22 protein-coding genes are annotated in these 23,496 nt (G+C 68.8%); 7 read left to right on the top strand and 15 right to left on the bottom strand.

What is annotated here, in order from left to right; all coding sequences use genetic code 11:
• Positions 1–27: 27 nt before the first annotated feature.
• From AC1RLW_RS06050 to AC1RLW_RS06060, 3 genes are all read right to left on the bottom strand, one after another.
• Entirely contained in the window at positions 28–3,204 is a 3,177-nt protein-coding gene (locus AC1RLW_RS06050; protein ID WP_492685527.1) for an efflux RND transporter permease subunit, read from the bottom strand.
• Complete coding sequence (locus tag AC1RLW_RS06055; RefSeq protein WP_493192475.1) at positions 3,201–4,403, bottom strand: efflux RND transporter periplasmic adaptor subunit; 1,203 nt, start codon at positions 4,401–4,403, stop codon at positions 3,201–3,203. The genes AC1RLW_RS06050 and AC1RLW_RS06055 overlap by 4 nt, the downstream gene beginning before the upstream one ends.
• Before the next feature lie 121 nt (positions 4,404–4,524).
• Positions 4,525–6,369 (bottom strand): potassium transporter Kup, encoded by a 1,845-nt coding sequence (locus tag AC1RLW_RS06060; RefSeq protein WP_493193064.1) that lies wholly within the window; start codon positions 6,367–6,369, stop codon positions 4,525–4,527.
• A 157-nt stretch (positions 6,370–6,526) separates the two neighbouring features.
• Here AC1RLW_RS06060 and hpnC point away from each other — a divergent pair, with 157 nt between their 5' ends.
• From hpnC to AC1RLW_RS06080, 4 genes are read left to right on the top strand one after another with little or no spacing between them, the layout of a single operon-like run.
• A complete protein-coding gene (gene hpnC / locus AC1RLW_RS06065; RefSeq protein WP_493192476.1) occupies positions 6,527–7,453 on the top strand; it encodes a squalene synthase HpnC in 927 nt (308 codons plus the stop codon).
• Entirely contained in the window at positions 7,450–8,289 is an 840-nt protein-coding gene (hpnD, locus tag AC1RLW_RS06070; protein WP_062475853.1) for a presqualene diphosphate synthase HpnD, read from the top strand. The genes hpnC and hpnD overlap by 4 nt, the downstream gene beginning before the upstream one ends.
• A gap of 19 nt (positions 8,290–8,308) precedes the next feature.
• Complete coding sequence (gene hpnE / locus AC1RLW_RS06075) at positions 8,309–9,574, top strand: hydroxysqualene dehydroxylase HpnE (protein WP_493192477.1); 1,266 nt, start codon at positions 8,309–8,311, stop codon at positions 9,572–9,574.
• Positions 9,571–9,879 (top strand): hypothetical protein, encoded by a 309-nt coding sequence (locus tag AC1RLW_RS06080; protein ID WP_095745072.1) that lies wholly within the window; start codon positions 9,571–9,573, stop codon positions 9,877–9,879. The genes hpnE and AC1RLW_RS06080 overlap by 4 nt, the downstream gene beginning before the upstream one ends.
• Before the next feature lie 18 nt (positions 9,880–9,897).
• On the opposite strand, the gene AC1RLW_RS06085 is transcribed toward AC1RLW_RS06080, so the two are convergent.
• On the bottom strand, positions 9,898–10,539 hold the full coding sequence (locus AC1RLW_RS06085) for a LysE family translocator (protein WP_062475861.1): 642 nt from the start codon (positions 10,537–10,539) through the stop codon (positions 9,898–9,900).
• Between the two features lie 108 nt (positions 10,540–10,647).
• Between AC1RLW_RS06085 and AC1RLW_RS06090 the strand changes: the two genes are divergently transcribed.
• Positions 10,648–10,953, top strand: coding sequence for an NIPSNAP family protein (locus tag AC1RLW_RS06090; RefSeq protein WP_062475864.1), 306 nt, complete (start codon positions 10,648–10,650; stop codon positions 10,951–10,953).
• Positions 10,954–10,956: 3 nt separating this feature from the next.
• On the opposite strand, the gene AC1RLW_RS06095 is transcribed toward AC1RLW_RS06090, so the two are convergent.
• Positions 10,957–11,688 carry an HAD family hydrolase gene (locus AC1RLW_RS06095; RefSeq protein WP_095947797.1) on the bottom strand — a complete coding sequence of 244 codons (732 nt, stop codon included), beginning with the start codon at positions 11,686–11,688 and terminating at the stop codon, positions 10,957–10,959.
• Positions 11,689–11,703: 15 nt separating this feature from the next.
• Here AC1RLW_RS06095 and hemH point away from each other — a divergent pair, with 15 nt between their 5' ends.
• Together hemH and AC1RLW_RS06105 are read left to right on the top strand one after the other, a co-directional pair.
• Positions 11,704–12,744: a ferrochelatase gene (hemH, locus tag AC1RLW_RS06100; RefSeq protein ID WP_493192478.1), complete on the top strand. Its 1,041-nt coding sequence runs from the start codon at positions 11,704–11,706 to the stop codon at positions 12,742–12,744.
• A complete protein-coding gene (locus tag AC1RLW_RS06105) occupies positions 12,741–13,592 on the top strand; it encodes a class I SAM-dependent methyltransferase (RefSeq protein WP_493192479.1) in 852 nt (283 codons plus the stop codon). Before hemH ends, AC1RLW_RS06105 begins: the two co-directional genes overlap by 4 nt.
• Before the next feature lie 6 nt (positions 13,593–13,598).
• On the opposite strand, the gene AC1RLW_RS06110 is transcribed toward AC1RLW_RS06105, so the two are convergent.
• From AC1RLW_RS06110 to AC1RLW_RS06155, 10 genes are all read right to left on the bottom strand, one after another.
• Positions 13,599–14,105: a DUF1993 domain-containing protein gene (locus AC1RLW_RS06110; RefSeq protein WP_493192480.1), complete on the bottom strand. Its 507-nt coding sequence runs from the start codon at positions 14,103–14,105 to the stop codon at positions 13,599–13,601.
• Between the two features lie 52 nt (positions 14,106–14,157).
• Positions 14,158–15,075, bottom strand: coding sequence for an alpha/beta fold hydrolase (locus AC1RLW_RS06115; protein WP_493192481.1), 918 nt, complete (start codon positions 15,073–15,075; stop codon positions 14,158–14,160).
• Positions 15,072–16,139 (bottom strand): branched-chain amino acid ABC transporter permease, encoded by a 1,068-nt coding sequence (locus AC1RLW_RS06120; protein WP_493192482.1) that lies wholly within the window; start codon positions 16,137–16,139, stop codon positions 15,072–15,074. Before AC1RLW_RS06120 ends, AC1RLW_RS06115 begins: the two co-directional genes overlap by 4 nt.
• A 13-nt stretch (positions 16,140–16,152) precedes the next feature.
• Positions 16,153–17,133 (bottom strand): branched-chain amino acid ABC transporter permease, encoded by a 981-nt coding sequence (locus AC1RLW_RS06125; RefSeq protein WP_493192483.1) that lies wholly within the window; start codon positions 17,131–17,133, stop codon positions 16,153–16,155.
• The gene (locus AC1RLW_RS06130; RefSeq protein ID WP_095745068.1) at positions 17,130–17,858 is read right to left on the bottom strand and encodes an ABC transporter ATP-binding protein; all 729 of its coding nucleotides are present in this window, start codon (positions 17,856–17,858) and stop codon (positions 17,130–17,132) included. Before AC1RLW_RS06130 ends, AC1RLW_RS06125 begins: the two co-directional genes overlap by 4 nt.
• The gene (locus AC1RLW_RS06135; RefSeq protein ID WP_062475886.1) at positions 17,855–18,619 is read right to left on the bottom strand and encodes an ABC transporter ATP-binding protein; all 765 of its coding nucleotides are present in this window, start codon (positions 18,617–18,619) and stop codon (positions 17,855–17,857) included. Before AC1RLW_RS06135 ends, AC1RLW_RS06130 begins: the two co-directional genes overlap by 4 nt.
• Positions 18,620–18,668: 49 nt before the next feature.
• Positions 18,669–20,123, bottom strand: a complete 1,455-nt coding sequence (locus tag AC1RLW_RS06140) for an extracellular catalytic domain type 2 short-chain-length polyhydroxyalkanoate depolymerase (RefSeq protein WP_492726385.1) — start codon at positions 20,121–20,123, stop codon at positions 18,669–18,671.
• Between the two features lie 175 nt (positions 20,124–20,298).
• The gene (locus tag AC1RLW_RS06145; protein WP_070060448.1) at positions 20,299–21,486 is read right to left on the bottom strand and encodes a substrate-binding domain-containing protein; all 1,188 of its coding nucleotides are present in this window, start codon (positions 21,484–21,486) and stop codon (positions 20,299–20,301) included.
• 156 nt (positions 21,487–21,642) lie between these two features.
• Entirely contained in the window at positions 21,643–21,909 is a 267-nt protein-coding gene (locus AC1RLW_RS06150; RefSeq protein ID WP_070060447.1) for a hypothetical protein, read from the bottom strand.
• On the bottom strand, positions 21,906–23,447 hold the full coding sequence (locus AC1RLW_RS06155) for a sigma-54 interaction domain-containing protein (RefSeq protein ID WP_062475896.1): 1,542 nt from the start codon (positions 23,445–23,447) through the stop codon (positions 21,906–21,908). Before AC1RLW_RS06155 ends, AC1RLW_RS06150 begins: the two co-directional genes overlap by 4 nt.
• Between the last annotated feature and the right edge of the window lie 49 nt (positions 23,448–23,496).

The following is a 23,496-nucleotide window of genomic DNA, read 5'->3' on the forward strand; positions in this document are numbered from 1 at the left end:
CGACAACGGCCCGTGAAAAGCGCCTTTTCAGGCGGCAGCGGTTTGCGGCTCCCGCTTGATGCGGAAGGCCGCGGCGTACATGGCCGGCAGCGCCAGCAGCGTCAGCACGGTGGCCACGATCAGCCCGCCCATGATGGCCACGGCCATCGGGCCCCAGAACACGCTGCGCGACAGCGGGATCATCGCCAACACCGCCGCCGCGGCGGTCAGCACGATGGGGCGCAGGCGCCGCACGGCCGATTCGACGATCGCGTCCCAGGCCGGCACGCCGGCGGCGCGGTCGAGCTCGATCTGGTCGATCAGGATCACGGCGTTGCGCTGGATCATGCCCATCAGCGCGATCACGCCGAGCAGCGCCACGAAGCCGAAAGGCCGGTTCAGCAGCAGCAGCGCGGCGGCCACGCCGGCGATGCCCATGGGGCCGGTGATGAACACCAGCAGCGAGCGGCTGAAGCTGTGCAGCTGCAGCATCAGCAGCGTGAACACCAGGAACAGCATGATCGGCACGCCCGCCACGATCGAGGCCGAGCCCTTGGAGCTTTCCTCCACGGCGCCGGCCACCTCGATGCGGTAGCCGCCCTGCCCGGCCGCATGCCAGCCGGCTTCCAGCTCGCGCAGTTTCGGCAGCAGCTGCTCGGTCACGGTGGCGCCCTGCAGGCCTTCCACCACGTCGCCCTGCACGGTGATCGCGTAGTCGCGGTTCTCGCGCCACATCACGCCGGGCTCCCAGGTGAACACCGGACGGGCGATCTGCGTGAGCGGGATCGAACGGCCCGTGGTCGTCGGGATGTAGGCGTTGCCGATGTCCGAAATCGCCTCGCGCTCGTCGGCGGACTGACGCAGCACGATGTCGATCAGCAGGTCGTTCTCGCGGTACTGGCCGACCGTGGTGCCGCTGAACATGGTGCGCGAAGCCTGGGCGATGGCCTGGCTGGTCACGCCGAGCGCACGCGCTTTGGCCTGGTCGATTTCGAGGCGGATCACCTTGACCGACTCGTTCCAGTTGTCGTTCACGCCGCGCATGTTGGGGCTCTCGCGCAGCACGGCCTTCACCTCGTCGGCGCGGGCGCGCAGCTGGGCGGGCTCGGTGCCGATCACGCGGAACTGCACCGGGTACGGCACCGGCGGGCCGTTGGGCAGCAGCTTGACGCGGCCGCGCACCTCGGGGAATTCCTCGGCCAGCAAGGCGGGCAGGCGCAGGCGCAGCGTTTCGCGCACCTTCAGGTCCTTGGCCAGCACGATGAGCTGCGACACGTTGGTCTGCGGAAAGACCTGGTCCAGCGGCAGGTAGAAGCGCGGCACGCCGGAGCCGATCCAGGTGCTGACGGTTTTCACGCCCTCTTCCTTCATCACGCGCTGTTCGACGCGCTTGGCCACCTCTTCGTTGGCGGCGAACGAGGTGCCCTCGGGGAACCAGATGTCCACCATGATCTCGGGCCGGCTCGAATCGGGGAAGAACTGCTGCTGCACCTTGCCCATGCCGACGATGCCCAGCGCAAAGATCAGCACGGTGGCGCCGATGGTCAGCCAGCGGTGCTGCACACACCAGTTCACGGCGCGGCGGAAGCTGTTGTAGAACGGCGTGTCGAACAGCTCATGCGGCGGCGCATCGGGGTCGTGCGGCTTCACCTTGAGCAGCAGCGTGCCCAGGTACGGCACGAAGTACACCGACACGATCCACGACAGCACCAGCGCGATCACCGTCACCGCGAAGATCGCGAAGGTGTATTCGCCCGTCACCGACTTGGCGATGCCGATCGGCAAAAAGCCCGCCGCCGTGATGAGCGTGCCCGTGAGCATCGGCTTGGCTGTGACGTCGTAGGCGAAGGTGGCGGCGCGGACCTTGTCGTAGCCCTCCTCCATCTTCCGCACCATCATCTCCACGGCGATGATCGCGTCGTCCACCAGGAGGCCCAGCGCGATGATCAGCGACCCCAGCGATATCTTGTGCAGCCCGATGCCGAAGTAGTTCATGGCCAGGAAGGTCACGGCCAGCACCAGCGGGATGGTGATGGCCACCACCAGCCCCGGGCGCATGTCGATGTACCAGCCGAAACGCCCGCCCTTGTGCAGGCCGAGCGCGATGATGCTCACGGCCAGCACGATGGCCACGGCCTCGATGAGCACGCCGACGAATTCGTTGACCGAGCTGGCCACCGACACCGGCTGGTCCTGCACCTGCGCCAGCTTCACGCCGGCCGGCAGGCGCTGGTCGATGGTGGCGGTGGTGGCCTTGAGGGCCTTGCCCAGCGCGATGATGTCGCCGCCCTTGGCCATCGACACACCCAGCGCGATCACTTCCTTGCCCTGGTGGTGCACCTTGACGGCCGGCGGATCGACGTACCCGCGGCGGATCTCGGCGATGTCGCCGAGCTTGATCTGGTTGCCCGAGCTGCCGCGGATCGGCATCTCGCGCAGCTGCTCGACGCTGGTGAACTGGCCGCCCACGCGCACCTGCACCACGTCCAGCGGCGACTGGATCGTGCCGGCGCTTTCGACCGCGTTCTGCGAGCCGAGCTGGGCCAGCACGGCGTTGAAGTCGAGCCCCAGCTGGGCCAGGCGCTTCTGCGAGATCTCGATGAAGACCTTCTCGTCCTGCACGCCGAACTGGTCGACCTTGGCCACGTCCTTCACGCGCAGCAGCTGCTGTCGCACGTCGTCGGCCAGCGTCTTGAGCTCGGCGTAGCTGAAGCCCTCGCTTTCCAGCGCGTAGATCACGCCGTAGACGTCGCCGAAGTCGTCATTGAAGAACGGCCCCTGCACACCCGCGGGCAAGGTGCCGCGCATGTCGCCGATCTTCTTGCGCACCGTGTACCAGACGTTGGCCACCTCGGCGGCCTTCGACGAATCCTTGATCTGGAAAATGATCTGCGACTCACCCGGCTTCGAATAGCTGCGGATCTTGTCGGCGTACGGCGCTTCCTGCAGCGTGCGCTCCAGCTTGTCGGTGACCTGCTCGGCCACCTGCTGCGCGGTGGCGCCGGGCCAGTAGGTGCGCACCACCATGGCACGGAAGGTGAACGGCGGGTCTTCGTCCTGGCCGAGCTGGAAGTACGCGAACGCGCCCAGCACCATCAGCACCACCATCAGGTAGCGCGTGAGCGGCGCGTGGTCCAGCGCCCATTTGGAAAGATTGAAGCCGGGCGACTTGTACTCAGACTCAGGCGCCGGGGTTGTCGCGGGGGTCGCTGGGCCTTCCGTCATTTGGCGGCACCCGTTGCGATCTCCTTCTTCGTCGCGGCCACGGCCTCGACCGCCTGCTGCTTCGCCTGCGCCTGTTGCTGGCCATTGGCGGCGGCCGCCATGGCCTCCTTCGACTGGTAGATGGTGACCTTCTGCCCTGGCGACAGCACGTGCACGCCCGCGGCCACGACCATCATCCCGGTCGACAGGCCCGAGCCGATCACCGCCTCATTGCCGTCGGCCGTGACCACCTGCACCGGCTGCGAGCGCACGGTCATGCTGTCCTTGTCGAGCACCCAGACCGCCGAGCCCGTGCCTTCCTGGCGCAGTGCGCTGGTCGGCAGCTTGATCACCGCCACGTCGGTGCGCGCCAGCGCCTGCGGCCTGGCGTAGACCGTGGCGCCGAGCGCCGGCGAGGTCGCGGCGTCGATCGACACCTTGACCGAGTACGTACGCGTGACCGCATCGGCACTGGCCGCCACCTCGCGCACCTGGCCCTGCAGCACCTCGCCGCCGGACCAGCCGCGCACCGCGACCGGCGAGCCGGGCTTGATCAGCGCGGCGCGGTCTTCAGGCACCGCGAACACCACGTCGCGCGCGCCGTCCTGGGCGATGCGCACGACCGGCGTGCCGGCCTGCACCACCTGGCCCGGCTCGGCCTCGATGGCCGTGATGATGCCTGCCACGTCGGCCACCAGCGTCGTGTAGCTGGCCTGGTTGCCTTGCGAGGCCAGTTGCGCCTGCGCCTGTTCGAGCTGGGCCTGCGCGGCCTTCCAGGTGGTTTCGCGGCGTTCCAGTTCGGCGCCGCTGATGAAGTTCTGCGAGCGCAGCTCGGTGTAGCGCTTGAGGTCGGCGGCTGCCAGATCGCGGTTGGTCAGCGCGGCGGCCTGCTGGGCACGGGCGGCCTCGGCGGCCAGGCGGTAGTCCTGCGGATCGAGCTGCGCCAGCACCTGGCCGGCCTGCACGTGCTGGCCGAGCTCGGCCTGGCGGCGGATGATCTTGCCCGCCACCCGGAAGCCCAGGCGCGATTCGACCCGGGCCCGCACCTCGGCCGAGAACTCGGGCTGGGCGTCGTAGTCGCTGGTGCCGACGGTCACGAACTTGACCGCCCTCACGGGCTCCTGGGCAGGCGGTTTCGGCGAACAGCCGGCCAGAAAGATGGCAGGAAGCAGCAGCCAGGCGGCGCTGCGGGCACGGAGTGAGGCGGCGGAGGCGGTCATGAGACACCCAAGAAGAGAGGAACCGGGTCATTAATGACCCACCGGTTAGTAATCTAGGGTAAACGTTAAACAGTGTCAATGACCCGCGGGTCAGTTGACCATGTCGACAGCAATGTCTGCGCTAGGTTCTCTGCCCCATTTCAACCAGCCGGTTATCAGGAAGCTCGAAGTAATCGGATGCCCGGCCCGCGTTGCGCTGCAGCCAGCCGAACAGCACCCGTCGCACCGGGTTCATGCCCGGCAGGTTCTCCTCGCCCACCGAGGCGCGGGAGACGAAGTACGAGGTCTTCATCGAGTCGATGGCCAGGGTCTTCTGGTAGGCCAGGATGCGGATGAACTCGGGCACGTCGGCCCGCTCCATGAAGCCGTGCCGCGCGGTGACCACCCAGATGCCGTCCATCAGCTGCTCGGCCTCGATGCGCAGGCGCGCGTCCACGCGCGGCGTGTCGCACGAGAGCACGCGCAGCACGATCACCTGCTCGTGCAGCACCTGGTTGTGCTTGAGGTTGTGCAGCAGCGCGTGCGGCACCGCCGTGGCGTCGGGGTTCAGGAACACGGCCGTGCCGCTCACCCGGTGCGGCATGTTCAGCGCCAGCGACTCGACGAAGGGGCGCAGCGGCAGGCTGTCGGCCGCCGCCGCTTCCAGGCCCAGGCGCCGGCCCTTGGCCCAGGTGGTGAACAGCACCATCACCCCGGCCGCCACCGCCAGCGTGAGCCAGCCGCCCTCGGCCACCTTCAGGCTGTTGGACACCACGAAGGTCAGGTCGACCGCCGCGAAGGCCGCCACGCCGACCGCCACCGCCACCTTGTTCCAGCGCCACAGGCCCCAGGCCACGATGCCGGCCAGCAATGTGGTCGTCACCATCGTGATCGACACCGCAATGCCATACGCCGCCGACAGCGCGCCCGAACTGCGGAAGCCCAGCACCAGCAGCAGCACGCCGACCATCAACAACCAGTTGACCGCGGGCACGTAGATCTGCCCGATGGCCGTGCCCGAGGTCTGCACCACGCGCATGCGCGGCAGGTAGCCCATGCGCATCGCCTGCGCGGTGAGCGAGAAGGCGCCCGAGATCACCGCCTGCGACGCGATCACCGTGGCCATGGCCGCGAGCACCACCATCGGCAGCACGCCCCACGACGGAAAGAGCCGGAAGAACGGGTTGTCGATGGCCGCCGGGTTCGCCAGCACCAGCGCGCCCTGCCCGAAGTAGTTGAGCACCAGCCCCGGCAGCGCGATGAAGAGCCACGCGAGACGGATCGGCCTGGCGCCGAAATGCCCCATGTCGGCGTACAGCGCCTCGCCGCCCGTGAACGCCAGGAACACCGCGCCCAGCACGGCCAGCGACTGCGCCCGGTGCACGACCAGGAAGCTCACCGCCCGGCGCGGATCGAGCGCCGCCAGCACCTGTGGCTGCTGCAGCACCTGCCACAGCCCTGCCACGCCCAGCACCAGGAACCACAGCAACATCACCGGCCCGAAGATCTTGCCGACCACGCCCGTGCCCTTCTTCTGCACCATGAACAGCCCGACGAGGATGGCCAACGTGATCGGGATCACCACCCGCTGCAGCACCGGCGCCTGCACCTCCAGGCCCTCGACCGCCGACAGCACCGAGATCGCCGGCGTGATGAGGCTGTCGCCATAGAACATGGCCGCGCCCACCAGGCCCAGAACCCCGATCTCGCGCCACACCCAGGGCCGGGTCTTCGGGCCGGAAACGGCGTTGCGCGCCAGCGCCTGCAGCGCCAGGATGCCGCCCTCACCGTCGTGGTCGGCGCGCAGCACGAACACCACATACTTGAGCGTCACCACGAACATCAGGCCCCAGAAGATCAGCGAGAGCAGACCCAGCACCGCGTCGGGCGAGAACGGCACGCCGTGCTCGGGGTTCATCGTTTCCTTGAAGGCGTACAGCGGCGAGGTGCCGATGTCGCCGAAGACGACGCCCAGCGCCGCGATCATCAGCCCCGGCCCGGCCGGATGTGCCGTGTCGCCCGAAGCGGGAAGCGAAGTCCCGGAAGCCGCGGCAGTTGCTTTCATCGTCATGGGCGAAAGAGAGATGGAAAGTGGCGACGCCACGAGCATAGTGCCCGGACATGACGTCGCCGACAATCGTGGCGTGTCCGCCACTCCTCCTGCCAATCCTCGTCATGCCGCCGCGCCGGCCCATTACGAAAACTTCCCCGTGGCCTCGTGGCTGTGCCCGCCGCACCTGCGCCCGCCGATTGCCGCGATCTACCACTTTGCCCGCACCGCCGACGACATCGCCGACGAAGGCGACGCCTCGCCCGATGCGCGCCTGGCCGAGCTGCGCGCCTACCGCGAGGAACTGGCCGCCGCCGCACGCGGCGACGTGCTGCCCGACTCGCGCTGGCCCCACGTGTTCGGCCCGCTGGCCTGGGCCATCGCCCAGTACCGCCTGCCCGAAGACCTGCTCGCCGACCTGCTCAGCGCCTTCATGCAGGACATCGAGAAGACCCGCGACCGCGGCACCTACGCCGACCGCGCCGAGCTGCTCGACTACTGCCGCCGCTCCGCCAACCCGGTCGGCCGACTGCTGCTGCACCTGTACGGCGTGACCGATGCGCAGGCGCTGGCCCAGAGCGACGCCATCTGCAGCGCGCTGCAGCTCATCAACTTCTGGCAGGACCCAAGCGTCGACCTGCCGCGCGGGCGCTTCTACTTTCCGCGCACCGACTGCGCGCGGCGCGGCCTGACCTCGGAGCATTTCAAAGTCTTCGAACCGCTGTCGCCGGCGCCGCCGCCGCAGGAAGCTATCAATCTGATAGCAGTGATGGCCTTCTGGGCGCGCGAGCTCATGACCGAGGGCGCCCCACTCGTGCACCGCCTGCCGGGCCGCGTGGGCTGGGAGCTGCGCCTGGTCGTGCAGGGCGGCCTGCGCATCCTGGACAAGATCGAGGACCTGGGCTTCGACACCTTCACGCAGCGCCCCACCGTCGGCAAGGCCGACGCGCCCGTGCTGCTCTGGAAGGCATGGCGGATGCGGAGACAATCACGGCCCATGAAAGCAGCGCCTCCCCGATGAATCCCGAGCAATACGTGCAAGACAAGGCCGCCGCTTCGGGCAGCAGTTTCTATTACGCCTTCCTGTTCCTGCCCAAGCCGCGGCGCGCCGCGATCACGGCTTTTTATGCCTTCTGCCGCGAAGTCGACGACGTGGTGGACGAGGTCTCCGACCCCGGCGTGGCCGCCACCAAGCTCGCCTGGTGGCGCACCGAGGTCGCCCAGGCCTTTGCCGGCACGCCGCGCCACCCGGTCATGCAGGCGCTCATGCCGCATGCCGCCACCTACGGCATCGAGGCGCGCCAGCTCAACGAAGTGATCGACGGCTGCCAGATGGACCTGGACCAGACCCGCTACCTCGACTTTCCCGGCCTCGCGCGCTACTGCCACCTGGTGGCCGGCGTGGTGGGCGAAGTCGCGGCGCGCATCTTCGGCCAGACCGATCCGCAGACCACCGCCTACGCCCACAAGCTCGGCCTGGCGCTGCAGCTGACCAACATCCTGCGCGACGTGGGCGAAGACGCGCTGCGCGGTCGCATCTACCTGCCGGTCAACGAGCTGCAGCAGTTCGACGTGAAGGCGCACGAGATCCTGAACCGCGTGCACTCCGACCGTTTTGTCGCGCTCATGAAGTTCCAGGCCCAGCGCGCCCACGCTGCCTACGACGAGGCGCTGGCCCTGCTGCCGCTGGCCGACCGCCGCACCCAGAAACCCGGCCTGATGATGGCCAGCATCTACCGCACGCTGCTGCGCGAGATCGAGCGCGACGACTTCCAGGTTCTCAACCAGCGCATCAGCCTGACGCCCGTGCGCAAGTTCTGGCTGGCCTGGAAAGTCCAGGCGCTGGGCCGGATATGACGCCCCACCCTTCGTGCCCATGAGGCTCGCCGTCATCGGCGCCGGCTGGGCCGGCCTGGCCTGCGCCGTCGAGGCCACGCGCCTCGGGCACGCCGTCACCCTGTTCGAAGCCGCGCCGATGGCAGGTGGACGCGCGCGGCGGGTCGATCACATGCACGGCATGGCGCTGGACAACGGCCAGCACATCCTGATCGGCGCCTACACCGCCACGCTGGCGCTCATGCGCGACGTGGGTGTCGACGCCGACACCGCCCTGCAACGCCTGCCGCTGTCGCTGCGCTTTGCCGACGGCGGCGGGCTGCAGCTGCCCGCGGGCCGGCCGCCGCCGCTCGACCTGCTCACCGGCATCTTCACCGCGCGCGGCTGGACCTGGCGCGACAAGGCCGCGCTGCTGGCCACCGCCGTGCGCTGGCGTCTCGCGGGCTTTCGCTGCGCGCCCGGCACCAGCGTCGCCACGCTGTGCGCCGGCCTCACGCCGCGCGTGATGCACGAACTCATCGAGCCGCTGTGCGTCTCGGCGCTCAACACGCCCGTGCCGCAATCGAGCGGCCAGGTGTTCCTGCGCGTGCTGCACGACGCGCTGTTCAGCGGGCGCGGCGGCGCCGACCTGCTGCTGCCGCGCGTGGACCTCGGCGCCCTGCTGCCCGATGCCGCGCTGGCGTGGCTCGCGCGGCACGGCGCCACCGCGCACATCGGCCACCGCGTGCGCGCCATCGCGCCCGAAGGCGACCAGTGGCGCATCGATGACGAGGTCTTCGACCAGGCCGTGCTGGCCTGCGCGCCCTGGGACGCCGCGCGCCTCGTGCGCGCCACCGGCCTGCCGGCCGCTTCGCGCTGGTGCAACGTCACCGAATCGCTGCGCTTCGAGGCGATTGCCACGGTCTACGTGCGCGGCGCCGCGCCGCTGGCCGAGCCGATGCTCGCGCTGCGCAGCCAGCCGGGCAGCGCACCGGCCCAGTTCGTGTTCGACCGCGGCCAGCTCGGTGGACCAGAAGGCGTGCTCGCCTTCGTCGTGAGCGCCAACGAAACGCCGCGCGAGACGCTAGAGAAACAGGTGCTCGCGCAAGCCGGCGCGCAGCTGGGGCAACCCGGGCTCACGCCGATCCAGACCGTGGTCGAGAAGCGCGCCACCTTCGCCTGCACGCCCGGCCTGGCCCGCCCACCGGCCGCCATCGCGCCGGGGCTGCAGGCCTGCGGCGACTACACCGAAGGCCCCTATCCCGCCACGCTCGAAGGCGCCGTCCTCAACGGACTGGCCGTCGCGCGCTCGCTTGCCACGCCATGACCACGACCCTGCGCTACCTGGATTTCGACTACAGCGAAGACACCGAAGACCACGGCACCTTCGACGCCATGGCCTCGACCCCGCCCGAGCGCACGCCCGAGGTGGAAGCCGAGATCGCGCAGGTGCTGGCCTGGGCCGAGGCCACCTTCCCCGGTGCGCGCGGCGCGCTCGACGACGGTGCGGTGTGGGACTGCGATGTGCAGCGCACGCGGGAAGACAACCCGCGCCTGGACACCCTCACGCTCTCGCTCAGCGGCACCGCCGATTTCTGCGCGGCGCTGCGCGAGCGTTTCGGGCTCGACTGAAGAAAGTCTGCGGCCTTCTCAGGCCGTCTTGTTGCGCAAGCGCAGCAGGCTCAGCCCCAGCAGCACGAAGGCGCCGCCCGACACGCGGTTGAACAGCTGCGCGCGCTTCGGGTTCGCGAACTGCTTCTTCAGCAGGCGCGCCAGCAGCACGTACGAGCCATGCGCCAGCACCGAGCCGGCCGCGAAGGTCGTGGTGAGCACGGCGAACTGCGTGAGGATCGGCGCGTCGTGCGTGAGGAACTGCGGGAACAGCGCCGAGAAGAACAGGATGCCCTTCGGGTTGGTCAGCGCCACCGTCACGCCGTGCCCGAACAGCCGGCGCGCGGAACGCGAAGGTGCCGGCGCGGCCGACGGCTGCAGCTCGGCGAACACGCTCGTGCGGCTGCGCCACTGCCGGATGCCCAGGTACACGAGGTAGCCCGCACCCGCCACCTTCAGCACCATGAAGGCCGTGGCCGAGGTGTTGAGCACCACGCCCAGCCCGCCCATCGCGGCGGCCGAGACCAGGAAGAGCCCGCAGGCGTTGCCCAGCGAACTGATCATCGCGCGACGCGGGCCGACGGAGATGGCGTTGGAGACCGCGAGCAGCACGGCCGGACCGGGCGTGAAGGCGACGACCAGGGTCACGCCGCAAAAGAGGAGCCAGGTGGAGAGATGCATGGGAGGAAATTCGCGCGAAAGCAATGAAAGGAGGCCGTCGCAAAACTATAGTCCGGGCAGCCGCGCGCCGCTCGGGCCGCGCCGATAGTCCCCTGACATTCCTCACCCATGATCACCTGCTACCTGCGCTACATCGTCGATCCCTTCAAGCTCAAGGAATTCGAGCACTACGGCAAGCTCTGGATTCCGCTGGTCGAGAAGTTCGGCGGCCAGCACCACGGCTACTTCCTGCCGTCCGAAGGCGCCAACAACGTGGCGCTGGCGATGTTCAGCTTCCCGAGCCTGGCCGCGTACGAAACCTACCGCGCCGACTCGATGCAGGACGCCGACTGCCAGGCCGCCTTCCGCTACGCCGAAGAGACCCGCTGCATCGTCAGCTACGAACGCAGCTTCTTCCGCCCCGTGTTCCGCTGAGGTTCAAGCGCCCAGCGCGATGCACAGCGCGTGCAGGTTGGGCACGATCAGCTGCGGACGCGCGCCGTGCTCCCACGGGCGCTCGTCGCGCACCAGCCAGGCGGCCTGCATGCCGGCGTTGAGCGCGCCCACCACGTCGAGCGCGGCATCGTCGCCCACGTGCAGCACGTCTTTCGGCAGCAGGCCGACCGAGGCCGCCGCGGCGCGGAAGATCGGCGCATGCGGCTTGCCGCTGCCGAAGGCGCGCGCATTGAAGGCGGTGCGGAACCACCGGCCGACGCCGGTCTTGTGGATGTCGGCGTTGCCGTTCGACACCGCCACCAGCGGGTAGCGCTCGCTGAGCCACTTGAGCGCCGGCAGTGCGTCGTCGTACAGCGTGACGCGCTGGCGCTCTTCGAAAAAGGCGTCGAAGGCCGGGTCGGCCAGCGCCGGGTCTTCGCCCGCGCGCACGAGCGCCGTGCGGATCGACTCGCGGCGCAGCGCGCTCAGGTCGTGCGCGAGGTCGGAGCGCTCCTTGGCGGTGGCTTCGCGCAGCTCGCGCAGCACGCCCGGCGTGAGCAGCAGCGAGGCCGTCTTGGGCGCCTCGCGCAGCAGCCATTCGTGCAGCACGCGCTCGGCCCGCTCGATGGTCGGCCAGATCGGCCACAGGGTGTCGTCGAGGTCGAGCGTGATCGCCGAGATGCGCGAGATGTCGAGCGGCGTGGCGCCGCCGGGCGCCGGGGAAGCGGAAGTCATGCCCGAGAATATCGCATGCCTCTCGCCCCCCAAGACAGTCAGAACAGCAAGAACGACCGCACCGCCGTGCTCTGGTGCAACCTGGGTTCGCCCGATGCCCCCACCGCCGCCGCGGTGCGCCCCTACCTCGCCGACTTCCTGGGCGACCCGCGCGTGGTCGAGATTCCCAGGGCGCTGTGGGCGCTGATCCTGCACGGCATCATCCTGCGCACGCGGCCCGCGAAGTCGGCCGCGAAGTACGCCAGCATCTGGCTGCCCGAGGGCTCGCCGCTCAAGGTCTGGACCCAGAAGCAGGCCACCCTGCTGGCCGGCTGGCTCGGCGAACGCGGCCACCGCGTGACGGTGTGCGACGCGATGCGCTACGCCAACCCGTCGATCGCCTCGCGGCTCGATGCACTGCAGGCCGAGGGCGCCACGCGCGTGCTGGTGCTGCAGGCCTACCCGCAGTACTCGGCCACCACCACGGCCAGCGTGATCGACGCCGTGAACGCCTGGAGCCGCCGCCAGCGCCACGTGCCCGAGTTCCGCTTCGTCAACCAGTACCACGACGACCCGGCCTACATCGAGGCGCTGGCCCAGGGCATCGAGAAGCACTGGAAGACCGAAGGCCGCGGCGAGCTGCTGGTGATGAGCTTCCACGGCATTCCCGCGCGCAACATCGCGCTGGGCGACCCCTACGAAACGCAGTGCCTCGAGACCGCGCGCCTGCTCGCGGCACGGCTGGGCCTGGCGTCCACGCAGTACCGCACGACCTTCCAGTCGCGCTTCGGCCGCGCCAAGTGGCTGGAGCCCTACACCGAGCCGACCCTGCGCGAACTCGGCGCCAGCGGTGTGAAGCACGTCGACGTGGTGTGCCCGGGCTTTCCGGCCGACTGCCTCGAAACGCTCGAAGAGATTGCGATGGAAGGCCGCGAAGCCTTCCTGCACGCGGGCGGCGAGCGCTTCGGCTACATCCCCTGCCTCAACGACAGCCCGGCGTGGATCACCGCGCTCACGGGCATCGCCGAACGTCACCTGGCGGGCTGGCCCACCCGACCCGACACGACCACGCCATGAAGAAAGACCTGCACGAAGCCAACCGCCAGTCGTGGAACGCCGCCACGGTGGCGCACAACAGCCACAAGGGCGACCAGGCCGCCTTCTTCCGCGCGGGCGGCTCCACGCTGTTCCCCGAGGAAAGCGCCCTGCTCGGCGACGTGAACGGCCTGTCGGTGCTGCACCTGCAGTGCAACGCGGGCCAGGACAGCCTGAGCATCGCGCAGCGCGGCGCACGCGTGACCGGCGTCGACATCTCCGACGAAGCCATCGACTTCGCCACCCGGCTCTCGGCCGAGTCGGGCATTGCGGCGCGCTTCGAACGCGCGGACGTCTACGACTACTTCGAGGCCGCCGCCGCGCGCGACGAGCGCCACGACCTCGTGTTTTGTTCGTACGGCACGCTGTGCTGGCTGTCCGACCTCGGTGCCTGGGCGCGCGGCGTGGCGCAGCTGCTCAAGCCCGGCGGTCGCTTCGTGATCGTCGAGTTCCACCCGTTCGCGCTGGTGTTCGACCCGCAGTGGAAGTTCCACTACGACTACTTCAACGACGCGCCCGTGCCCGAGGAAGGCGTGGGCGACTACGTGGCCGAATCGGGCGACGGCCTCGTGGCCGACGACCGGCCGATGCCCGGCGTGCAGGGCTTTCGCAACCCGCACCCGAGCTTCGAGTTCACCTGGGGCGTGGGCCAGGTGACGACCGCGCTCGCGCAGGCGGGACTGGCCATCGAGCGCTTCGAGGAGTACCCGTACACCAACGGCTGGAAGCCCTTCGAGGGCATGCGCGAACTCGGTGGACGCCGCATGGCCCCGCCCGAAGGCATGCCGCGCATTCCGCTGATGTACGCGCTGGCGGCCCGCCGCGCCTGAGCGAACTCAGAAGCGGCCGAGGTAGTCCAGCTTGCCGATGGGCACGCCCTTGTGGCGCAGCACGTCGTAGGCGGTGGTCACGTGGAAGAAGAAATTCGGCAGCGCGAACTGCAGCAGGTAGCGCTGCGCGGTGAAGTGCGCCTCGCCTTCGCGCGCCTTGATGGTCACGGGGCGTTCTTCGTGGCCGTCGATGAGCGTGCGGTCCACGCTCGCCAGGAAATCCTGCGTCTTCACGATGCGCGCCAGCAGGTCGTCCCAGGTCTTTTCCTCGTCGGGAAAGCTCGGGGCCGTGATGCCCGCGATGCGCGCCGTGCCCAGCTTGGAGGCGTCGCTCGCGCGCTGGATCTGGCCGGCCAGCGTGAGCATGTCGGGCGCGAGGCGCGCGTCGACCAGCGTCGCCGGGTCGATGCCCTGGGCCTTCGCATGCGCGAGGCCCTTGTCGAGCAGGTGGGTCAGCTGGCCGAGTCCGCGGGTGAAAACCGGCACGGACAGGTCGTACATCGAGAGGGCCATGGCGAGGTGATCTTGGAGTTGAAGTCGGCGCGATTGTGATCGCGCCCTGCCTTCAACGACCGGCCGCGCGGATAAACCCCTCGATCGGGTCCAGTTGTTCCGGCACGTTGAGCGCGGGCGCATGGCCGCAGCCCGGCACCTCGATCACCTGCAGGCGCCCGGCCGCGCCCGGCCCGCGCCGGTGCATCTCGTCGATCACCTCGGGCAGCACCAGGTCGGACTCGGCGCCGCGCAGGCACAGCACCGGCGCCTCGATCACGTCGTAGTGCGGCCAGATCAGGTAATCGTTGTCGTGCGCGCTGAACTGCTTGACCATGGCCGGGTCGTAGTGCGGCGTGACGCGGCCGTCGGCCAGGCGGCGCGTGGAGCTTTCGGTCAGCCGGCGCCACTGCGCGTCGCTGAGCCAGCCGTAGGGCTTGTAGACCGTGCGGAAGAAGGCCTCCAGCTCGGCCACCGTGGCGAAGGCCGGCGGGTCGCCGGCATAGGCGCGGATGCGCTCGATGGCGGCCTGCGCGAGCTGCGGCGCGTTGTCGTTCAGCGTGAGGCTGGCGATGCGCGCCTTCATGCGCGGCTCGAACAGGCCCGAGGCGCAGACCGTGCCGATGGCGCCGCCCATCGAGGTGCCCACCCAGTGCACGCGGCCCAGCCGCAGCTCGTCGCACAGCGCATTGGCCAGGCGCGCGTAGAACGCGAGCGTGTATTCGTCGTCGGGCGACGGGCTCCACTGGCTCAGGCCGCGCCCCAACGTGTCGGGGCAGATCACGCGAAAGCCGCGCGCGGCGAAGTGCTGCGCCAGCTCGTCCATGTCGCGGCTGGTGCGCGCCAGGCCGTGCCAGGCGATGACGACGGGGGCGTTGGCCGCGCCCCAATCGAGCCAGTGGATTTCACGGCCTGCGAGTTGCGCGTAGTGCGATGTCGGCGAGATGTGCGATGACGGCGTCATGGTGCTGTTGTTCTTGCCGTCGCTCATTTCGCCGCCCTCGCCCGCAGCTTGCCGACGATGCCGGTCGGGAAGTAGTACACCGACAGCACGAACAGCACGCCCAGCCACAGCAGCCAGCGGTCGGGCGACAGCAGCGCCGCGAGCCACGGCAGGCCGCTGGCGGCCTCGTTGCCCAGGCGCAGCAGGTCCTGCAGGTAGCTCTGTGCTACCACGAACAGCACCGCGCCGATGGCCGCGCCGTAGATCGTGCCCATGCCGCCGATCACCACGATGAGCAGCACGTCGATCATGATCTCGAAGCTCAGCGAGGTGTCCGGCCCGTTGTAGCGCAGCCAGATGGCGAGCATCGCGCCGGCCAGCGTGGCGAACAGCGCCGACAGCACGGCGGCCGTGGTGCGGTACACCACCACGCGGTAGCCGATCGCCTCGGCGCGGAACTCGTTCTCGCGGATGGCCTGCAGCACGCGGCCGAAGGGCGAGTTCACGATGCGCAGCATTGCCAGCACCAGCACCACCGCCGCCACGAACAGCAGGTAGTAGCACAGCAGCCGCCCGTCGAGCGAGACGCCGAGGAACGGCTCTTCGGCGAACTCGAAGCTCGGCGAGATCAGCTCGGGCAGCTTGAAGGTCAGGCCGTCTTCGCCGCCGGTGAAGTCCGACAGCTGCGAGGCCAGCGTCTGGAACGCCGAGGCCACGGCCAGCGTGATCATCGCGAAGAAGATCGCGCGCACCCGCAATGAGAACAGGCCGATGGCCAGCGAGAGTACAAGCGAGATCGCGAGCGACGCGCCCAGCCCCATCAGCACCGCGCCCCAGTTGGGCCCCAGCCGCGAGGCCGAGATGGCGATGCCGTAGGCGCCGATGCCGAAGAACATCGTGTGCGCGAAGCTCACGATGCCGGTGTAGCCCAGCAGCAGGTCGAAGCTCGCGACCAGCACCACGAACACCAGAATCTTGGCCGCGACGCTGAGCGCCTTCACGCCCGGGAACAGGAACGGCGCGAAGGCCAGCGCCAGGAACAGGGCCAGCAGCAGCAACGCCAGCAGGCGGCTCTTCGGCATGTCGTTGGAAAGAAGTCGTTTCAGGAACATGACGGCTTTCTCCTCAACGGTTCGCCACGGGGTACACGCCCTGCGGGCGCCACAGCAGCACGGCCACCATGAGGAAGATGCTCGCGAACTGCGTGAGCGTGGGCAGCAGGAAACCGATGTAGTTCGTCATGAGCCCCACCAGCAGCGCGCCCAGCAGCGCCCCGCCGGTCGAGCCCAGCCCGCCGATGATGATCACGATGAAGATCAGCACGTTGACCTGCGCGCCCATCTGCGGCACCAGGTTCTGCTGGAACAGGCCCCACATCACGCCGCCCAGGCCGGCCAGCGCGCTGCCCACCACGAACACGCCCACGAACAGGCGCCCGATGCGGTAGCCCAGCGACTCGACCATCTCGCGGTCCTGCACGCCAGCGCGAATGAGCAGGCCGATCTTGGTGCGGCCCAGCGTCCAGGCGAGCACGCCGAACACCACCACGCCCACGGCCACCGCGAGCAGGCGGTACTTGCTGATGGCCGCATCGCCCACCAGCAGCGAGCCGCGCAGCGCCTCGGGCAGCGGCAGCGGAATCTGCGCCGGACCCCAGATCACCTTGATGAGCTCCTCACCGATGATCATGCCGCCCATGGTGATGAGGATCTGCTTCAGGTGCTGGCCGTACACCGGCCGCACGATGAAGCGCTCGAAGGCCAGGCCGATGGCGCCGGCCACCGCCATCGCGGCCAGCATGGCCGGGAACACGGCCACGAGGTTGCGCCACAGCTCGCCCGAGCCGGTCCAGTCGCCCATGAGGCCGAGCACGCTGCTGGCCACGAAGGCGCCCAGCGCAATGAACACGCCGTGGCCGAAGTTGAGCACGTCCATCAGGCCGAACACCAGCGTGAGGCCCGAGGCGATGATGAAGATGATCATGCCCATCGCCAGCCCCGCCACCGTGAGCGTGAGCCAGGTCGAGACCGAGCCCGTGAGCGGCAACGCGACGAGCGCAAGGATGGGGGCAAGAAGCAGTGGCTTCCAGTCGAAGTCGATTTTCATAGGGCGAGTCCGAGCAGCGATTGCTGCAGTTGCGCATCGGCGGAGAACGCGGCCATCGAGCCGCTGTGCACCACGCGGCCGTTGTCCATCACCGCGACGGTGTCGCCCAGGCGCTGGGCAAAGTGGATGTTCTGTTCTACCAGCAGGATCGTCACGCCGCTCGCCTTGAGCTCGCCGAAGGCCTCGATCATGTTGTTGATCATCACGGGCGCCAGGCCCTTGCTGGGCTCGTCGATGATGAGCAGCTGGCGGGGCTCGACGATGGCGCGCGACACGGCCAGCATCTGCTTCTGTCCGCCCGACAGCTTGCCGGCCGGGTGGTTCCAGAACTTCTCGACCGCGGGAAAGAGCTTGAAGATCCACTTCAGGCGCGTGTCGTCGATGGCGTCGGCGTTCTTGGCGCCGCGCGCGGCCAGCACCATGTTCTCCTTCACCGTGAGGTCGGAGAAGATGCCCATGTTCTCGGGCACGTAGGCCACGCCGAGCTCAGCGATCTGAGGCGTGTGCAGGGCCGTGATGTCCTTGCCGGCGAACTGCACCCTGCCCTGCGACGCATGCCACAGGCCCATGATGGTGCGCAGCGTGGTGGTCTTGCCCGCGCCGTTGCGGCCCAGCAGCATGGTGAGCTGGCCCTTGGGCACGGCCAGGTCGACGCCGTGCAGGATGTGGTACGCCCCGATGTGCGTCTGCACGCCTTCCAGGGTCAGCAAATTTTCGGTGCTCATGCGGCCTCCTTCGCGATGCCCAGGTAGGCCTCCTGCACCACCGGCGAGGCGATCACCTCGGCCGGCTCGCCGTCGGCCACGAGCGTGCCGTTGTGCAGCACGATGATGCGGTCCGCGAGTTCGCGCACCACGTCCATCTTGTGTTCGACCAGGAGGATGGTCTTGGTCTTGTCCTGCTTGAGCTTGCGGATCAGGTCGAGGATGACGGGCGCCTCGGCCGCATGCATGCCGGCCGTGGGCTCGTCGAACATGAAGACCTTGGGTTCGAGCGCCATCAGCAGCGCCACCTCGAGCTTGCGCTGGTCGCCGTGCGGCAGGCTGGCCACCGTGGCGTGGGCGCGCGGCTCCAGCGCCACGTCGGCCAGGATCTGCTCGGCGCGCTCGGTCAGTGCCTTGTGATCGCTCCAGATGCTCCACAGGTTGAGCCCGTGGCGGTGCGCGCCGGCGCGCGTGGCCTGCACCGCGAGCCGCACGTTCTCCAGCACCGTGAGGTTCGGGAACAGGTTGGTGAGCTGGAACGCGCGCCCCAGCCCGGCGTGCGTGCGCGCCGACGGCGACAGGTGCGACAACGGTTGCCCGTCGAGCGACACCGTGCCGGCCGTGGCCTTGAGCTGCCCGGAGATCAGGTTGAAGTAAGTGGTCTTGCCCGCGCCGTTGGGGCCGACGATGGCCGTCAGCGTGCCTGGCGCGAATGCGCAGCTCACGCTGTTGACGGCCACGTGCCCTCCGAAGCGGATGGTCAGATCCCGGGTCTCAAGCATTGTGGAAAGGTCCTTGCGAATCGAAAAAATCAGCGATGGGTGAGCGGCCTCAACAGGTGCCGATCACGTAGTAGTTGGTGCCCGTCTGCTTCAGCGTGGTCATGGCGTAGATGTTCCACAGGCCCATCGACTGGCCCGAGCCGTTGGCATAGGTCAGGCCCCACAGCGCATAGGCGCGCCCGGCCATGGTGTGCGCGTAGTTGCTCGCGGTGTAGCAGGTTCCGCCGCCGCCCGGGCCCGCCGTGGTCGCGCCCGTGGCGGCCGCCGACATCGCGCCTTCGACGTTGCTCGCGTTCAGCGCGGCCACGGTCCAGCTGTAGCTGGTCGACGCGGCCAGGCCGGTGTCGGTGTAGCTGGTGCCGGCCACCGGCGAAGCGTTGACCTTGCTGCCGCCGCGGTACACGTTGTAGCCCGAAGCGCCCGAGACGCCGGCCCAGCCGATCACCATGCTGCTGCTGGTCGCGCCCGAGGTGCCCACGCCGGTGGGCGCCGGCAGCCCGCCGCCGCCGGCCGAACCGGTGACGCGGTCGATCATGGCCTTCATGGCCGCCATCTGCGGGCCCGATTTCTTGGCGTAGTTGGCGCTGTCGTAGCCCCACCAGTCCCAGCAGCTGTTGGTGGCCGCGGTGCTGGTCTGCGGGTAGATCAGGATGATGTTGTTGGTGTCGGCCCAGCGGTTGTAGCCCGTCTTCTTGACGTACTGGTCGCTCACGTCCGTGTAGTTCTGCTTGCAGCCGTGCAGCACCAGGTGCACGCGGCACGAGGTGGTGGTGCAGGCCTGCGGCACGTAGAGCCAGCCGGTGGCGGCCACGCCGTGGCCGGAGACGAACTCCGACTGGTTGAACTCGGTGAAGGTGCCGCCCAGCGCGCCGTTGTTGCGCGGGTTCAGCGGACCGTACAGCTGCGTGAGGATCTCGCCCGCGAGGTCGAAGCCGCAGTTGTTGATGTACGGCGCGGCCGTGGTGCTGCAGGCGCCGCCGTAGTCGTCGGTGACCATCGCGTGGCCTGCGCCGAGGTTGTTCTTGTAGACCGTGTTGGCGGCCGGCACGAAGCTCTGGTAGTACGTCTTCAGGTCGTCCATCACCGGCTGCTTGACGGTGTTGTCCGAGGTGCCCGAGAACAGGTAGACCTTGGAGTTGCTGAGGTTCGACACCGGGTCGATCGCACCGCTGGCGGCCCAGCTGTTGGTGGTGCTCACGAGCGTGGAGACCGGGATGCTGGTGCTGTGCGTCATGCAGCGCCCGGTGGCGTTGAGCACCGAGCCTTCGGCGCAGTAGTACGGACCGCCGGCGACCACGCCCGCGCCGCGCTTGAAGGTGGCCGAGTAGGCCACGTGCAGCTGCACCGCCATGAAGCCGCCGGCCGACAGGCCGGACACGCTCACCTCCGCCGGGTTGGCGCCCAGTGCCGGCAGCGGCACGGCCGCTGTCGCGGCCTGCGCCGCCGCCGTGATCACCGCTGCTGCGGCAAACCCCTTCCAGTTGTTCCATCGCATCGCTGGCATCGCTGTCTCCTATTGGTTTGTGTATCGAACGCTTGCTTGCAGACTGACGAATCGACCGTGGAGCGCGCCGCCGTGCGCGGACGCAGGCTGGCGCTTCGCCCGGCGGCCATCCGGGGCGAAAAGGGGGCGGCGCCTGCATGCGCGCCGCGGGTTCAGGGAACGATCAGCGCCGTGTTCAGCGCTTGTTCTTGATCGGGATGTCCATCTCTTCGGGCTTGATTTCGTGCACCAGCTCCGGCACACCCCACGCGAACGCGGGGTCGGCCTTGATCTTGAAGTGGTACATCGACTGCATCGCCTGGTGGTCTTCCTTGCGGAAGGTCATCTTGCCCTTGGGCGTGTCGAAGCTCATGCCTTCCATCGTGCTGATGAGCTTGTTGGTGCCGGTGTCGCCGTTGGTCTTCTTCAGCGCCGTCACCACCGCCATCGCGGCCGAGAAGCCGCCGGCCGTGAAGAAGTCCGGCGGCGTCTTGAATTCCTTGTAGTGGGCCGCGACCATGGCCTCGTTCACCGGGTTCTTCGGGATGCCGAAGTAGTAGTAGGCCGCGCCTTCCATGCCCGGCAGCGACTTGTAGGCCGCCATGGCCGGCAGGATGTTGCCGCCGGTGGCGATCTCGATGCCGTAGCGCTTCAGGTCGAGGTCGACGATCTTGAACGGGTTGCCCGCGCCGGCCCAGACGATCCAGATGATCTTGCGGCCCGGCTGGTCCTTGAGCTTGTCGATCAGGCGCTGTGCACCGGCCGTGAAGTCGGTGGTGGCGGGCGGCAGGTACTCCTCGTGCGCGAGCTTGGCTTTCTTCAGCGCGGCGCCGAAGGCCTTCACGCCGTCACGGCCGAAGGCGTTGTCCTGCGCCAGCGTGGCAACGGTGACGCCGGCCTTGTCGATGGCCACGGCGTTGGAGATGGCGTCCTGGCTCGAGTTGCGGCCGGTGCGGAAGATGTACTTGTTCCACTTGTCGCCGGTGATCGAGTCGGCCACGGCGGGCTCGACGATCAGGATCTTCTTGTACTCCTCGGCCACCGGCAGCATGGCCAGCGCCACGCCCGAAGCGGTCGGGCCGACCGCGAGCGCGGCCTTGTCGTCGGAGTACGCGGCGGCCAGCAGCGACTTGCCCAGGTCGGGCTTGCCCTGGTCGTCCTTCTCGATGACCACCAGCTTCTTGCCGTTGACCATCATCGTGCCGCCGGTGGCGTAGTTCAGGCCCATCATCAGGCCGGTCTGCGTCTGCTTGCCGTAGGCCTCCAGCGCGCCGGTCTTGCTGTAGACGTGGGCGATGCGGATCTCGTTCGATTGGGCCCAGGCGGGCATGGTGGCAACGGTGGCGCCCAGGGCGGCCAGGGCGATGAGGTGGCGACGGTGCATGTCTTGTCTCCTGATAAAGGTGACTGAATATTGCACAGTTCGTGCCACCCGCCTAAGCCATTGATAACAAAGGCTTCCTCATTCGGGCGCAACCGGTTTCGCCTGATTTCAGTGCATTCGCGTTGTCTTTATTTCAGACAACTGTCTGCTGATCAGTCAGGGTTTCCCAGCAGAGTCGCGGCGCGCCGCGAGCCAGCTTTCGAACTCGCGCTCGGCCCGCATCCGCAGCTCGTTGCGCGTGTGGTTGCACACCGCGTGCGCGAGGCGCCGGTGCTTCTGCTGGCGCACGCCGCCCAGCGTGGCGTCGAGCAGGTGTTCGATGGTGGCCGACTCGGGGCGTCCGTGCGGCTCGTCGAAGTCCATCGGCAGCCCGCACCAATGGCAGTTCGGACCGAAGGTGGAACGCAGTGCTTTCACGCTCATGACAGTCCCATCCCCGTCATGCGCTCGTACAGCGTGGCGCGCGAGATGCCCAGCAGCCGCGAGGTCGCGAGCTTGTTGCCGCCGGTGCTTTCGAGCGCGGCAGCGATCGCCTTGCGCTCCAGCTCGGCCACCTGCTGCGACAGCGGGCGCAGCAACGCGGCCTCCTGGTCGACGTCGCGCAGGCTGTGCGAGGTGTCGGGTGCCTCGATCTGCTCCAGCCCGGCCTCGCGCAGGATGCGTTCGAGCTGCGCCGCGTCGATGCGCTGCGAGTCGCTGCGCATCGTCACCTGTTCCAGCACGTTGCGCAGCTCGCGGATGTTGCCGCGCCAGTGCTGGCCGGCCAGGAGCGCGAGCGCGTCGGGCGTGAGCTCGGGCGGCGCCTCGCCGCTGCGCAGCGCCATGTCCTCGCCCAGCGCCTCGACCAGCGCCGGGATGTCGCTGCGCCGCTCGCGCAGCGGCGGCACGCGCAGCGGCAGCACGTTGAGGCGGTAATACAGGTCTTCACGGAACAGGCCGCGGCGCACCAGCTCGGGCAGGTCGCGCGAGGTGGCGGCGATCACGCGGGCGTCGAAGGGAATCAGCTTGTTGGAGCCCAGCGGTTCGATCTCGCCCTCTTGCAGCGCGCGCAGCAGCTTGGCCTGCAGGCCCAGCGGCATGTCGCCGATTTCGTCGAGGAACAGGCTGCCGCCGTCGGCCAGCTTGAACTTGCCTTCGCGCCCGCGCTTGTCGGCGCCGGTGAAGGCGCCGGGCGCGAAGCCGAAGAACTCGGCCTCGAGCAGCGTGTCGGGCACGGCCGCGATGTTGACGCTGACGAACTGGCCCTTGGCGCGCGTGGACGACGCATGGATCGCATGCGCCAGCAGCTCCTTGCCGGTGCCGGTCTCGCCCAGCAGCAGCACCGGGCTGGTGGACTGCGCGGCGCGGCGCGCGTGGCGCTTCACCTCCACGGCCGCCGGGCTGCTGCCGATGAAGCTCGCGAAGGTGTACTTGGAACGGCGCTGGCCGTCAGGCGCGTGCTGGTACAGCGGGTTGTTGCGCTGGCTGGCCAGCTCGCGGCGGGCGTCATCGAGGTCGCGCTGCAACAGCGCGAACTTGCTGATGAGCGGCTGCAGCGTGGTCTCGGGCTGGTCGAACAGCACGATGCCGATGGCGCCGATGACCTTGCCCAGGCCCTCCCCGTCTTCGCGCTCCTCGCGCAGCGGAATGCGGCTCACGACGAAGGTGCCGGCCTTGTTGGTCAGCAGGTCAATGAGGATCGGCTCGCCGGTTTCGAGCACGCGACGCATCATGGTGTTCGGGATCACGTCCTCGACCATGTGCCCCATGAACTCGTCGATGGACGAAAAGCCCAGCGCCGGCAGGAAGCGCCGGTAGCCCTCGTTCACCCAGACGATGCGCCCGCTGCGGTCGACCAGGAACATGCCCTGGCTGATGCTCGAAAACAGATGAAACATCGAACGCGCGGCGAGCGCGAGGATGCCTTCGGCGTCCAGGGGCAAGGCGGGCGGCGGTGCGGCGGCGGAGGGAGCGACGGACATGCGCGGATCGTACTGTGTGCGGCCCCCGCCCCTGCCGCGCGCAGGCCCA

It is taken from the genome of Variovorax sp. GW822-FHT04A09, assembly GCF_058801005.1.